This window comes from Actinoplanes subglobosus (assembly GCF_042650585.1).
In the GTDB taxonomy this organism is placed as follows: domain Bacteria; phylum Actinomycetota; class Actinomycetes; order Mycobacteriales; family Micromonosporaceae; genus Actinoplanes; species Actinoplanes subglobosus.
In genome coordinates, this window is the sequence record NZ_JBHSBL010000019.1 from 208,552 (window position 1) to 221,653 (window position 13,102).

Here is a 13,102-nt window from a genome sequence, read left to right on the forward strand (position 1 = left end):
TCTCATACAGGCGTACGAAGAGGTGGTGTGGTGATGACGGCGGCAGAGGTTCGGTCCGGTGGGCTGTCCGCGGAGGATCTGGAGCAGTTCCGGGAGGCGCTGGCGGCCGGGCGTAAGCCGCGGGTGCAGTTCACCGAGTCGGCGGGGCAGATCTCCGGGCAGATCGGGCAGGTGGTGGCGCTGGAGGATCCGGCGGTGTCCGACGAGTGGGTGGTGGTGAAGTTCGGGCGTGACGAGTTGCCCTTCTCCCCCGGTGACCTGCGGATCGCGCCGAAGGGTCCGGTGCCCAGGAAGGTGGCGCCCGTGGTGGTGGAGCCGGTGTTGTCGGGTCCGGAGTTCCTGATCGACAAGCCGTTGCCGGTGAAGCCGCCGGCGCCGCGTAAGAGCAGTGAGGAGGAGGTGCCGGTGGCGGCTGCGCGTAAGGCGGCGCGTCCGGTGAAGGCGAAGCCGGGCCCGTCGTTGACGGTGACGCTGGCCTACGGTGACGGTGAGTGGACGATCGCGGCCAATCAGGGGGCGAAGGCGCTGGCCCGGCCTTATGTGATTCGTCCGGCGGAGGCGTTGCGGATGGTGTCGCTGGTCGACATGCCGGGGGTGCAGGAGGCGGTCGAGCAGATCATGGCGGCGGAGCGGGCCGAGGCGGAGCAGCAGGCGCAGCGGTTACGGGCCGAGCTGGCCGAGGTGGAGGCCCGCCTGGCCGAGTTGGGCGAGGCGGGCTGACGCGGGCGGGGTGGCCGGGCTCAGTGGAAGTATTTGAGCCCGGCGACTCCGGCGATGACCAGGAGCAGGCAGATGATGCGGGGCAGGTTCGCCGGTTCGTTGAGGGCGATCATGCCGACCAGGGCGGTGCCGACGGCGCCGATGCCGACCCAGACGGCGTATCCGGTGCCGACCGGGATGGTGCGCAGGGCGTAGCCGAGGCCGCCCATGCTCAGGACGACGGCGACGCCGAAGACGGCGGTCGGGACGGGTCGGGTGAAGCCTGCGCTGCGGTCGAGGGCGATCGCCCAGACGGTCTCGAGCAGGCCGGAGATGATGAGAACGAGCCAGGCCATGACGGGTCACCTCGGGGGCGGTCGTCTTGTCAGGCCGGGTACGACGCGCAACTCGTCCGGGGCGCCGTGGTCACGGGCCGTCTCCGACAGTAACCACTCGACGTGGTGGCGGCGAGACGGCAGGCTGTGCTGGTGACCGATCACACCTTTCACGATCAGGATCTGTCCGGGGCGAGTTTCCGGAGGGTGTCGTTGCGCGGGGCGCGGATGCATGCGGTGGACCTGTCCGGGTTGAAGATCACCGACGGGTGGCTGGACGGCGTCGACATCAGCGGGGTGCTGCGTGATGTGCGGCTCAACGGGGTGGACGTGGGGCCGCTGGTGGAGGCGGAGCTGAACCGGCGTCATCCGGATCGGGCGAAGATGCGCCCGGCGGATGCCGACGGGTTCCGGCAGGCGTGGGCGATTCTGGAGCGGCTGTGGGCCGGCACCGTGCAGCGGGCGCGGCAGCTGGATGCGGAGCTGGTCCACGAGCGGGTCGACGGTGAGTGGTCGTTCGTGGAGACGTTGCGGCATCTGAATTTCGCGACCGACGCGTGGGTGCGGCGGGCGGTGCAGGGTGATCCGTCGCCGTGGCATCCGTGGGATCTGCCGCACGACGAGATCGAGCTGACCGGTGGGGTGCCGCGGGACCGGTCGGCGCGGCCGTCGCTGGAGGAGATCCTGGCGGTGCGCGCCGACCGGGTGGCCGGGGTGCGGGAGGTGTTCGCGGGTCTGACCGATGAGCAGCTCGCGTCGGAGACGGTGCCGGTGACCGAGCCGGGCTATCCGGAGTCGCGGAGTTTCGCGGTGCGGCGCTGCCTGGGTGCGGTGGTGTGGGAGGAGTGGGAGCACCGGCTGTATGCCGAACGGGACCTGGATGTGCTCATGGGCAGATGACGCGGGGGTTCTCGCTGGCCAGTTGCCCGGCCGGGTTGGTGAGGTAGAGCCACACGTGCAGGTCGTAGTGGACCGGCATGGGCGGGGCGCCGGCCGGGACCTCGTGGCCGTTCATCGGGCCGTCGAAGTCGTGGGCGAACAGGGTGGGCCGGTCGGTGTCGGTGGTGAGTTTGCCGTCGGCGTCGGCTTTGAAGTATTCGATGCCGACCAGGCGGGGCTTGTTGTCGCGGCCGGGGACGTAGAGCAGCACTTCGGGCTGGACGGGGTCGATCGCGGCGTCGCCGGCCAGCTGCGGGTTGACGTAGTGCCAGCCCATGCCGGGCACGCACAGGTCGGTGGCCAGGTAGCCGGCTTTCAGGGCCTCGTCGACGTCACGGAACCGGCGGGTGGCGTCGATGAGGACCTTGCGCTGGGCGGCGCTGAGTGTCGGGGTCTGCGGTGCCGGGTCGGCGGCGTGGGCCGGGACGGCGGCGGCAGCGCAGGTCATCATGGCTGCGGTGCAGGCGAGCAGGAAGCGTTGGGTCATGCGGCCCAGCCTCGGCCACCGGGCGCCGGGCCGTCCCGGTTTTACCGCCGGTTCCTCCGCAAGCCGCGCTGGGGCGAATTGTCTGACTCCGAACAGGTGACGATCTAGCATCGGCGGAGTGGAGGTCGAGCAGATCGCGCGGGTGCGGGACTTCAACCGCTACTACACCCAGCGCCTGGGCATGCTCACCGACCGGTTCCTGGGGCAGGACCGGCCGTTCGGGCAGGCACGGCTGCTGTTCGAGATCGGTGACGGGGTCAGCCGGCTCGGTGAGCTGCGGGACCGGCTGGACCTGGATCCCGGCTATCTGCACCGGCAGCTGCGTGATCTCGCCGATCAGCAGCTGGTGCACCTGGGCGACGACACCGCCGAACTGACCCACGCCGGCCGGCGGGAACGCGCCGACCTGGAGGCCCGCTCCAACGCCGGGATCGCGGCGCTGCTCGGCGAACTGACCGCCGGCCAGCGGGACCGGCTGATCGGTGCGCAGGAGGAGATCCGGCGGGTGCTGCGGGCGGCCGCGGTGATCGTCGACCGGGTGCCGCCGTCGTCGCCGGTGGCGCGGGGCTGCCTGGCCCGGTACGCCGCCGAGCTCGACGCGATGTTCCCGGAGGGTTTCGACGCCTCGACGCTGACCCGGCCGCAGGACGTGACCGGCACCCAGCTGCTGGCCCTGGAGGAGGGCGTGCCGGTCGGGTGCGGGCTGTGGATCCGGCTGGGGCCGGGCGTCGCCGAGATCCGGCACCTGTGGGTGGCGCCGGAGGCGCGGGGGCTGGGGCTGGGCCGCAAGCTGCTGGGCCGGCTGGAGGTGGACGCCGCGGCCCGCGGGATCACCACGGTACGGCTGGGTACCCATCCGCTGCTGACCGAGGCGCTGGCCCTGTACCGCACCGCGGGTTACGACGACATCGGCGGGTACAGCGACATCCCGTACAACCAGCTGGCGTTCGAGAAGGCGCTGGTCAGTCGTGACGCGGCCGGACCCGGGACAGGTCGTGCGGCCGGGACGCGTCGATCACCTTCGGCATCCGCATCTCGTCTCGGCGCAGCGGCGTCAGCGTCTCGTCGATAGCGTCCATGATCAGCCGGGTGGCGTGCATGGCCTGCGCGCCCGGGGTGCCGGTCCCGGCGGCGGTCAGGTCGACCGGCCGGTCGGCGAACCGCACCTGCACCACCGGCCGGGTCAGTACCGCCCGCAGCAGGGCCCGCCCGGCACGCTTGGGTGCCTCCCACGGCAGGACGGCGTGGGTGCCCCACTGGGCGACCGGCAGCACCGGCGCCCCGGACATCTGCGCCATCCGGGCCGCACCGGTCTTGCCGCGTTCCGGCCACATCCACGGGTCCAGCCCGATGCGGCCCTCCGGGTAGACCAGCACCGCCGAGTTCTCCGCCAGGGCTTTCGCCGCGGCCGGCAGCGCGTCGGCGACGTGGGCGGTGTTGCGGTCGACGCGGATGTGCCCGCAGTGCCGCATGATCGCCCCGACCACCGGGGCCCGGAACACTCCGCCGGTCGCCATGAACCGCGGCGCGATCCCGGCCCGGTGGCACGCCGCCATGAGGATCACCGGGTCGAACGGGCTCACATGGTTGGTCGCGATGATCACCGGGCCGCCGCGCAGCTGCGCCGGCAGGCCCCCCGACACCCGCAGCCGGGCCAGCGGGAACACCACGATCCGGGCGACGACGAGCAGCAGCCGCCACAGCCGCGGCACCCGCCAGACAGGTGAGGTCTCCATGAGGTCTCGAATGATCGCATGCCCGCGCGAGGCCCCGGGCGCGGCTGCGTCCTTTTCCGGTACGCCCACCGCGTCCGGCCAATAGCTTCACACCATGAGGTGCGTACGAACGGTGCTGGTCGCCGCCCTGCTGGTGTTGATGCCGGTACCCGCACGGGCGGCAGTGCCGTCGTGGATCGCGGTGACCGCCGGCGGTTACACGACCTGCGCGATCCGTGACGACCGGTCCCTGTGGTGCTGGGGCGACAACACCGACGGCCAGCTCGGCGACGGCACCACCACCAGCCGTGGCGCGCCGGTGCTGGTCCGCGGTGCCGGCCGGTGGGTGTCCGTGGCGCCCAGCCAGTACCACACGTGCGGCATTCGCACCGACGGCACGCTCTGGTGCTGGGGTGAGAACCTGTTCGGTCAGCTCGGTCCCGGTATCAGTGGCGGCCGCACCTCTCCGGTACCGGTCGGGGCCGGCCACACCTGGACGTCGGTGAGCACCTACCCGTGGCAGACCTGCGCGATCCGGGCCGACGGCACCCTCTGGTGCTGGGGCAGCACCGACACCCACACCCAGGGGCAGGTCGGCACCGGCACGGACTGGACCTCGGTGAGCGTCAGCACCAGTCACACCTGCGGGCTGCGTGGCCCCGGCACACTCTGGTGCTGGGGCGATCTGGACCCGGCACCGGTGCGGGAAACGCCGGCACGGGTGGGCGCCGGGTCGACGTGGCGTGCCGTCAGCACCGGCCAGCGGTACACGTGTGCCGTCGACACCGCGGCCGGGTTGTGGTGCTGGGGCCGCAACCTCGGTGGTGAAGTCGGCGACGGCACCACCGAGTCCCGGCCGGGCCCCGTGCGCATCGGCACGGACCGTGACTGGGCGGCGGTGACGACCGGCAGTGGGCACGCGTGTGCGGTGGACACCACCGGCCGGCCGTGGTGCTGGGGAGACAACCAGTACGGGCAGCTCGGCGACGGTGACGGCAGCGCGGCCGAGACCATCCGGCCGCTCGCGGTCCAGACCGACCTGACCGCGAAGACGATCACCGTCGGGGCGGAGCACACCTGCACTCTGGGCGGCGGCGGCGACGTGTGGTGCTGGGGAAACAACACGGCGGGGCAACTCGGCAGCGGCCCGGCCCGGGCGGACGTGTTCAGCGCCACCGCGGTTCCGGCCGGTGCCGGCGCGCGCTGGGCGCAGGTCTCCGCGGGTGACGGGCACACCTGCGCGCGGCGTGCCGACGCGACCCTGTGGTGCTGGGGCGCCAACCGCACCGGGGCCCTCGGCGACGGCACCACCATCGACCGTAAGGAGCCGGTCCCGGTCGCCGGAGGTGGCAGCTGGCGCACCGTCGCCGCCTCCGGAGGCGACACCTGCGCGATCCGCACCGACGACAGCCTGTGGTGCTGGGGCGAGGACTTCGGTGACCCCGGCCGGCCGGGCCACCCGCGTCGCCTCGGCGGTGCGGCCAGGTGGTCCGGGCTCGCCGTCGACGACCGGCACGCCTGCGCCGTGCGCGCCGACGCAGGCGTCTGGTGCTGGGGCAGCGACGTCTACGGTGAACTCGGCGACGGCCGGCGGACATCCGACGACGTCCCGGTGCCCGTGCGGGCCCGGCCCGCTCTCAGCACCACCTGGGCGCAGGTCACCACCGGCGACAGACACACATGCGGCCGCAGCGTGCAGGGCCGACTGTGGTGCTGGGGCGACGCCACCGGCGGCGTGCTCGGCACCGGCAGCCCGATCCGCCTGTCCCCCGCCGTCACTGTCGCGGCCGGCTGGAGCAGCACCTGCGCGATCACCACCGGCCGTGCCCTGTGGTGCTGGGGCGACAACAGGTACGGCCAGCTCGGTGCCGCCACCACCGGCGACGACAGCATCTCGCCGGTCGAGGTCGGCCGGGACTGGACGGCCGTCACCATCGGCGAGACGCACGCCTGCGGGCTGCGGACCGACGCGATCATCCGGTGCTGGGGCGACAACACCGACGGCCGGCTCGGTGACGGCACCACCACGAAACGGGCCACCCCTGTTCCGATCACGTCCACCGCCACCTGGCTGTCCGTCGACGCCGGCCGTGCCCACACCTGCGCCGTACGCACCGACCAGAGCCTGTGGTGCTGGGGCGCCAACTACCACCGTCAGCTGGGGGCCGTCACCGTCCTGCGGCGCCCGGTACCGGTCCCGTGAGGTCAGTGCCGCCCGGCCCGCACCGGCGGCGCGGCGGTCGCCGGCGGCCGGATCACGGCGGCGGTGACGGCCAGCCACCCCACGTAGATCCACAGCATCAGGCGCTCGGTCGCGCCGATCAGGCTCTCCCAGCCGCCGACGGTCACCGACGGCCCGTCCTGCACGTCGGCGAACGCGGCGAGCAGCAGCAGATACGCCGGCACGGTCAGTGCGGCCAGCACCGCCGCCGGGCGGGTGATCGGGCGGCGGGCCAGCGTCAGTGACACCGCCGCACCCGGCAGGACGGTGAACGCGGTCAGCGCGGCCAGTCCGTGCAGCAGCCCCGGCACGGTCGGCGGCTGGTCCCACCGGCCGTACGGGTCGGCCGGGAACACCGCCCCGACGGTCACCGCGGCCGTCCAGATCCGCAGCGGCACCAGCGCGGCCCGCGGCGCAACCGGCTCCACCAGCCGGGTGAGCAGGGCTGACGCCGCGGCCAGGGCCAGCAGTGCGGCGGGGATCAGCCAGCCGGCCCGGGCGTGCACATAGTGGCTGATCATCGTCTCGACCGGGCTCCAGTCCGGATTGACCAGGTCGGCGGTGACGGTGCACAGCACGTATCCGGCCAGGCCGGCCAGCACCGCGACATGACGGCGATCGGGCATCGGGAATCCTCCTCAGTGGTCGATGTCCCGACGCTAGGAGGACGGCCCGGCCGGCCGCGTCATACCAGCGGCGTCACCCGGTCGTACACCGTTGGAGGTAGCGGGTGAACCGCTGGCGGCTGCCGCCGTCGGGCCCGTCGGGTTCCGGGTCGCCGTCGGTGAAGCCGAGCCGCCGGTAGAAGTCCCGCGACCCGGCGCCGGGGTGGTCGGCGCCGAAGGTCACCACGTCGACCCGGCAGGGCCGGACGAAACCGGCGAGGACGTGCGAGAGCAGGGCGCGGCCGATGCCGCGGCCGCGGGCCGGGCCGGCCACGACGAGCCAGCCGATGCGGTACGCCGGGACGCGGCCACCGGTCAGGATGGCCCCGGACAGGTCGCCGGTGACGTGGGCGGTGCCCCGGTCGATGTTGCGGTGCAGGTGCGCGTGGAAGTCCGGGTCGGACAGCATCGGTCCGAACCAGGGTTCGACCTCGGCGGCCAGCGCCAGGATCCCGGCGGTGTCGGCGGCGGTCGCGGCCCGGACCACCGGTGGCCCGGTCACTCGGGGGAACGCTGGCGCTGCCGCAGGTAGGCCAGCACGGCTTCGCGGGTGGTTCGTACCCCGAAAAGGGCTCTCGCCTCGGCGATGCGGCGGTTGGCGGTGCGCAGGGACAGGAACTCGGCGGCCGCGGCGGCGGCGATGGTGTCGCCGGCGGCGAGCCGGTCCAGCAGCGCCCGCTGTTCGGGGATGAGGTTGGCGATCTGGTCGGAGCCGTCGATGCCGCGGTGCACCGGGCCGAGCCGGGACAGGTCGTCGATCAGGGCCCGCCCGGCCGCCGACTCGGGGTCGCAGACGGCCACGACTCCGGCGCCGCGGGCCGCGGCGAGGACGGCCAGCTGTGCCGAGTCGAGGTCGTCGTCGCCGATCCGGCCGTGCAGGATCAGGTGGGCGGCGGCGACGTCCCAGGACGGGTCGGGCAGGGCGAAACCGGCCCGGGCGGTCCATCCATCGCGGGCCAGCCGCCGCAGGACGGTGTCTGCTTCGGCCGAAGTGGCAACTACGTGGCGTGGAGCGTCGTCGGGCTGTCGTATCACCGGCCATCCTCGCTGGTGTCGAAGGGTTCGGGCCCTGCCGTGGTGGTGGCGAAGGCCAGTGCCGCTGCCTCGGTACGGGTACGCGCCCCGAGTTTGCGCATGCTCGCACGGATGTGGGTGTCGACGGTCTCGGCGGAGATGCCGAGTTGCCCGGCGATACGGCGGGTCGGCTCCCCCGCCGCGACCAGGCCCAGCACGTCCAGTTCGCGGCGGGTCAGGCGCCCGTCGGAGCGGGGGCTGCGGCTGTCGCGCTGGATCTGGTGCCGGCGCAGTCCCCGGCGGGCCCGGCCGGCCAGCACGGTCAGCCCGGCGGTGTCGGCGAGTTCCTCGGCGCGCAGCAGGGCGGCGACGGCCTGTTCCCGGTCGCCGCCGGTCAGGCCGGCCGCGATCAGGCAGCGGATCTGCTCGCGCAGGGCGACCGGCTGCCAGCTGTCGGCGGCGGTGTCCAGCCCGGACCCGACGGCCCACGCCGTCAGGGTGCGCCGGGCCGCCACCGGCAGGTCGACCGGGATCGCCGCGTTGCCGGGCATGCCCAGGTCGTAGGCGGCCCACCGGGCGGTGATCGCGTGCAGGCCGGCGAGCAGCCCGGTCCCGGCGTCGGCGGGGATCCGCGCGGCCCGGTCGGGTTGCCCGTCCAGCCAGGCCGCCTCGCGGGCCACCCACGCGGCGGCCGGGTGGGCCGGCGCGTGGTCCAGCCGGGCGCGGGCGGCGGCCAGCAGCCCGGTGTCGGCCTCGATCAGCGCGGTCGCGGCGGTGGCGTAGGCGCGGGCCTGTTCGGGCAGGGCCCGGTCGGTGAGGTTCGCCGCCCGGCGCAGCACACCTTCGATGCCGTCCCACGACAACTCGGCCGGCACCTGCGGGCCGTGCAGCGCCAGCGTCCAGTCGGCGGCGGCCAGGAACCGGGTCTGCCAGCCGTAGGCCAGCGCCTGACCCGCCGCGGCGGCCGCGGTCAGGGCGGCGCCGGCGGCGTCGGTGAGCCGGCCCTCGGCGGCCAGGTGTTCCACCAGCAGCCAGGCCGACCAGCGGGCGATCAGCGGGTCGGCGAACCCGGCGGCCTGCCGCAACGCACTGTCCCAGCCGGGTAGCCGGTGGGTGGCCCGGACCGCGGCCAAGGCGGCGACGATGCCCGGTGGCGGCTGCGGATGCCGGACGGAGATCTTGTCGGCCAGCTCGAGCGCGCTCATCGGCTCGGTGGCCAGCGCGCACAGCAGCAGCACCCGGTCGCGGCCGGCCACGACGCCGGTGGCCGCGGTGTCCGGCACCGGGCGCACCGCGTCGCGGGCGGCGGCCGGCTCCCCGGCCTGCAGCAGTGCCTCACCGCGCAGCACGGCGGCTTCCAGGGCGAACGGGTCGGGTGACGGGCCGGGCAGCAGGGTGCCGGCCAGCGGGCGCAGCACGTCGGCGGCGTCCGGGGCCCGGCCGGTGGCCAGGGCCGCGTCGGCGGCGGCGAGCCGGACCCGCGGGTCGACGTCGGTCGGCAGGCCGCAGGCGAACAGCAGCAGCGCGGCCCGTTCGGCGCCGGCGGACCGGTCGGCGGCGGCCAGTGCCTTGCGGTACGCCCCGGGCAGATCGCCGGCGGCGTCGAGGTGCCGGGCCGCCTCCGCCGGTGGGGTGAGCTCGGCCAGCCGCGCGTGCAGGTCGGCGCGGGCGGCGGTGTCGAGCAGGCCGGCGGCGGTCTCGGCCACATACGCCGACACCGGCACCAGGCTGCCGCCGGGCTCGGCGGTGACCAGGCCGGCGGCCAGCAGGTCGGCGGCGCCGGTGCCGAGCAGCGCCGGTGCGGCGGGCCGCCCGAGCAGGCCGAGCGCGGCCAGCGCGGTCCGGGCGGGGCGGGGCAGATCGGCCAGGGCGGCGGCGATCGCGTACGCCACCTGGTCGATGTCCTCACCGATCGGGGCGCGGCCGGACGCGGCCTGCCGGGCCAGCGCGATGATCGCCAGGGGGTTGCCGCCGGCCCGGCCGACGACGGCTGCCGCGGACGGCTCGTCGAGGCCGCCGGCGGTCTTGCGGACCAGGGCGTGCGCCTCGCCGGGGGTCAGCGGCGGCACCGGCAGCCAGGCGGTGGCGGCCGCGCGCAGGGCGGCGGCCAGCGCCTCGGGAAGGCGGTGCGGGGTCCGCACGGCGACCAGCACCCGGCAGGTGCGGGCCAGGTGCGGCAGCGCGGCGACGGTGGCCGGGTCGGCATGCTGGAGATCGTCGAGGATCAGCAGCCCGCCGCGGACCCGGGATCGAACCGCTTCGGCCAGCAGCGGCACGTCGTCGGCGGGCAGCCGGGCCCGGACCGCGCGTGACAGTGCCAGCGCCGGGACCTCGGCGAGCATGGCCAGGCCGCCGCCGAGGTGGGCGGGGCCGGGCACCGCGGCGGCGATGCGGCGCAGCAGGGTGGTGCGTCCGCAGCCGGGCGGACCGCTCAGCACGACGAGGGCGGGCCCCTGGCGCAACGCGGTACGGGCGGCCACCTCTGGCTCGTCCGTCACCTGCGCCCTCCCATCACTGGCACGATCCCGGGATCCCGGTCACGGCATGAACCTCCGTAGGCTTCACTGCGATTACCGCGGAGAATGTGAAACCGCGGTGAACTACAGAAGGGCCCTTTCGTGACGTCGACTGCCGCGACAAGCTCATTGTCGCCGACGGTGTGCTGCGCTGACGAGTCGATGTGAACGGCCCACTCACCTCCGGCATCGCGACTGTCTGTCACGAGATTGTCACCCGGGTTTCCTCCGATGCTGGTCAACAGGTCCAGCAGATTAGCAACCGCCTTCACGATCCGTTACGTGTGGCGATCGCGGGGCGTCTTAAAGCCGGAAAGTCGACACTAGTCAACGCGTTGATCGGGCGTCGGGTCGCCCCCACCGCCGCGGGAGAGTGCACGCGCGTGGTCACCCGGTTCCGTTACGGGCCCGCCGACCGCATCGACGTCGTCACCCGCGAGGGTGCACGCCACAGCCTTCCCCTGGACGAGGACGGCATGGTCCCGGCCCGGCTCGGGGTGCCCGCCGCCCGGATCGCCTACGTCGACGTCGCCCTCACCAGTGACCGGCTGCGTGAGCTGACCGTCGTCGACACCCCGGGTCTGGCCTCGACCGACACCGCCGGCAGCGCCCGCGCCGAACAGGCCGTCGGCATCGACGACGACTCCGCCGGTGAGGTCGCGGCCGCCGAAGCGGTCGTCTACGTGTTCACCCAGGCGGTCCGCGCCGACGACGTGCGGGCCCTGGAGGCCTTCCACACGGTGTCGGCACGGCTGGCGACCAGCCCGATCAACGCGATCGGGGTCCTCGGCCGCATCGACACCCTGGCCGGCGGCGCCGCCGATCCATGGCCGGTCGCGGGACCACTGGCCCGCCAGCAGGCGCAGCTGCTGGCGCGTACCGTCTCCGACGTCGTGCCGGTGGCCGGGCTGCTGGCCGAGACCGCCGAGGCCGGCCGCCTGACCGGCGCCGACCGCGACGCGCTGGCCAGGCTCGCCGCGTGCCCGCCCGCGGACCTGTCGGTGCTGCTGCTGTCGGCCGACCTGTTCCGCAGCCGGCCCGCCCCGATCGGCCCCGACCAGCGCGAACGGCTCCTGACCCGCCTCGACCTGTACGGCATCGGTTTCGCCTGCGCGCAGCTGGCCGCCGAGCCGCGGCTGGGCACCGGCGAACTGGTGCGCCGGCTGTCGGCGGCGTCCGGGCTGTCCCGGCTGACCGACACCCTCGACCGCACGTTCCGCTGGCGCTCCGACGCGATCAAGGCCGGGTGGGCGCTGTCGCGGCTGGAACGCATCGCGTCACTCGACCAGCGCAACCGGGCCGCCATCCGCGACGCCATCGAGCGGGCGCTGCGTGATCCGGCCTACCATCGGCTGCGGCTGCTGGACGCCGCCCAGCGGGCCGCGACCGGCACGGTGCCGCTGCCCGCCGACTGGGAGCAGGAGCTGATCCGCCTGGCCACCTCCACCGACCCGCGGTGGATCCTCGGCCTGCCCGGCGCGTCCGCCGCCGAGCTGGCCACCGCCTCGGTAGCCGCGGCCGGCCGCTGGCGGGCCTACGCCGTCGACGGCGCCGGACCGGCCCAGGCCCGCATCGCGCAGGTCGCGCACCGCGGCTTCCAGCTGCTCGCCCAGGAGGTGCGCCAGTGCAGGACCTGACCACGCTGCTGGACAGCGCCGTCCGCGACACCATGTCCTACCTGCGGACCGCCGACCCGGACGCGGCCGCCGACCTGGCGCAGCTGCGCCGCGCCCACCTGACCCGGCCCGGTGTGGTCGTCGTCGGGGAAACCAAACGCGGCAAGAGTTCCCTGGTCAACGCGCTGCTCGGGGTGCCCGGTCTGTCGCCGGTGGACGCCGCCGTGACCACCGCGGCGTACCTGAGTTTCGTCCCCGGCGACACGTTCACGGCCCGGGCGTGGCTGCCCGGCGGGGAGCAGGTCGCGATCGACGACCTGTCCGCCTGGGCCCGCGGCCACCAGCGCACCCGCAAGATCGAGGTCACCCACCCGGCGCCGCTGCTGCAATACCTGACGCTGCTGGACACCCCCGGCGCCGGCGGCCTGGACCCGGTGCACGCCACCATCGCCCTGGACGCGGTCCGCCGGGCCACCGCCCTGCTGTTCGTCGCCGACGCGTCGGCCCCGCTGTCACAGCCGGAACTGGACTTCCTGGCCGCGGCCACCGAACGGGTCGACGCCGTCGTCTTCGCCCTCACCAAGATCGACGCGTATCCGCAGTGGCGCACCATCGCCGAGGACAACCGGGCCCTGCTGCAGGCCCACGCGCCCCGATTCGCGGCCGCACCCTGGTTCCCGGTGTCGGCGCGGCTGGCCGAGGTCGCCCTGACCGCCGACCCGGCCACCCGCGACACCCTGGCCGCCGAGTCGAAGGTGCCGGCCCTGCAGCACGCCCTGGTCGAACTGGCCGGCCGCGGCCACCAGCTGCGCCTGGCCAACGTGCTGCGCGCCGCCCACCGCGACCTGACCCGGCTGCGTGACGTCGCCGACGAACGGGTCACGGCGGCCGCCGC

13 protein-coding genes and 1 riboswitch are annotated in these 13,102 nt (G+C 74.4%); of the genes, 6 read left to right on the forward strand and 7 right to left on the reverse strand.

Features of this window, described 5'->3' with window-relative positions:
• Window positions 1–33 precede the first annotated feature (33 nt).
• Entirely contained in the window at window positions 34–720 is a 687-nt protein-coding gene (locus tag ACFO0C_RS26415; protein WP_378069377.1) for a hypothetical protein, read from the forward strand.
• 20 nt (window positions 721–740) lie between these two features.
• Here the strand turns inward: ACFO0C_RS26415 and ACFO0C_RS26420 are convergent, their stop codons facing one another.
• Window positions 741–1,055 carry a DMT family transporter gene (locus tag ACFO0C_RS26420; RefSeq protein ID WP_378069378.1) on the reverse strand — a complete coding sequence of 105 codons (315 nt, stop codon included), beginning with the start codon at window positions 1,053–1,055 and terminating at the stop codon, window positions 741–743.
• A gap of 14 nt (window positions 1,056–1,069) precedes the next feature.
• Window positions 1,070–1,137, reverse strand: a riboswitch (guanidine-III (ykkC-III) riboswitch).
• A 50-nt stretch (window positions 1,138–1,187) separates the two neighbouring features.
• On the opposite strand from ACFO0C_RS26420, the gene ACFO0C_RS26425 reads away from it, so the two are divergent.
• Complete coding sequence (locus ACFO0C_RS26425; protein ID WP_378069379.1) at window positions 1,188–1,934, forward strand: DinB family protein; 747 nt, start codon at window positions 1,188–1,190, stop codon at window positions 1,932–1,934.
• Here the strand turns inward: ACFO0C_RS26425 and ACFO0C_RS26430 are convergent.
• The gene (locus tag ACFO0C_RS26430) at window positions 1,921–2,460 is read right to left on the reverse strand and encodes a hypothetical protein (RefSeq protein ID WP_378069380.1); all 540 of its coding nucleotides are present in this window, start codon (window positions 2,458–2,460) and stop codon (window positions 1,921–1,923) included. The two genes, ACFO0C_RS26425 and ACFO0C_RS26430, sit on opposite strands and share 14 nt — an antisense overlap.
• Window positions 2,461–2,578: 118 nt before the next feature.
• Here ACFO0C_RS26430 and ACFO0C_RS26435 point away from each other — a divergent pair, with 118 nt between their 5' ends.
• Window positions 2,579–3,532, forward strand: a complete 954-nt coding sequence (locus ACFO0C_RS26435) for a GNAT family N-acetyltransferase (protein ID WP_378069381.1) — start codon at window positions 2,579–2,581, stop codon at window positions 3,530–3,532.
• Here the strand turns inward: ACFO0C_RS26435 and ACFO0C_RS26440 are convergent.
• Window positions 3,423–4,196, reverse strand: a complete 774-nt coding sequence (locus ACFO0C_RS26440) for a lysophospholipid acyltransferase family protein (protein ID WP_378069382.1) — start codon at window positions 4,194–4,196, stop codon at window positions 3,423–3,425. The genes ACFO0C_RS26435 and ACFO0C_RS26440 overlap by 110 nt on opposite strands.
• A 94-nt stretch (window positions 4,197–4,290) precedes the next feature.
• Between ACFO0C_RS26440 and ACFO0C_RS26445 the strand changes: the two genes are divergently transcribed.
• Window positions 4,291–6,378: an RCC1 domain-containing protein gene (locus tag ACFO0C_RS26445; protein WP_378069383.1), complete on the forward strand. Its 2,088-nt coding sequence runs from the start codon at window positions 4,291–4,293 to the stop codon at window positions 6,376–6,378.
• Window positions 6,379–6,380: 2 nt separating this feature from the next.
• Here the strand turns inward: ACFO0C_RS26445 and ACFO0C_RS26450 are convergent, their stop codons facing one another.
• From ACFO0C_RS26450 to ACFO0C_RS26465, 4 genes are all read right to left on the reverse strand, one after another.
• A complete protein-coding gene (locus tag ACFO0C_RS26450) occupies window positions 6,381–7,022 on the reverse strand; it encodes a DUF998 domain-containing protein (protein WP_378069384.1) in 642 nt (213 codons plus the stop codon).
• A gap of 73 nt (window positions 7,023–7,095) precedes the next feature.
• A complete protein-coding gene (locus ACFO0C_RS26455; RefSeq protein WP_378069385.1) occupies window positions 7,096–7,563 on the reverse strand; it encodes a GNAT family N-acetyltransferase in 468 nt (155 codons plus the stop codon).
• The gene (locus ACFO0C_RS26460) at window positions 7,560–8,096 is read right to left on the reverse strand and encodes a LuxR family transcriptional regulator (protein WP_378069386.1); all 537 of its coding nucleotides are present in this window, start codon (window positions 8,094–8,096) and stop codon (window positions 7,560–7,562) included. Before ACFO0C_RS26460 ends, ACFO0C_RS26455 begins: the two co-directional genes overlap by 4 nt.
• On the reverse strand, window positions 8,093–10,573 hold the full coding sequence (locus tag ACFO0C_RS26465; RefSeq protein WP_378069387.1) for a LuxR C-terminal-related transcriptional regulator: 2,481 nt from the start codon (window positions 10,571–10,573) through the stop codon (window positions 8,093–8,095). The genes ACFO0C_RS26460 and ACFO0C_RS26465 overlap by 4 nt, the downstream gene beginning before the upstream one ends.
• Before the next feature lie 182 nt (window positions 10,574–10,755).
• Between ACFO0C_RS26465 and ACFO0C_RS26470 the strand changes: the two genes are divergently transcribed.
• Complete coding sequence (locus tag ACFO0C_RS26470) at window positions 10,756–12,228, forward strand: dynamin family protein (protein ID WP_378069388.1); 1,473 nt, start codon at window positions 10,756–10,758, stop codon at window positions 12,226–12,228.
• A partial coding sequence (locus ACFO0C_RS26475; RefSeq protein ID WP_378069389.1) for a dynamin family protein occupies window positions 12,216–13,102 on the forward strand: 887 nt, incomplete at its 3' end. The genes ACFO0C_RS26470 and ACFO0C_RS26475, both read left to right, overlap by 13 nt.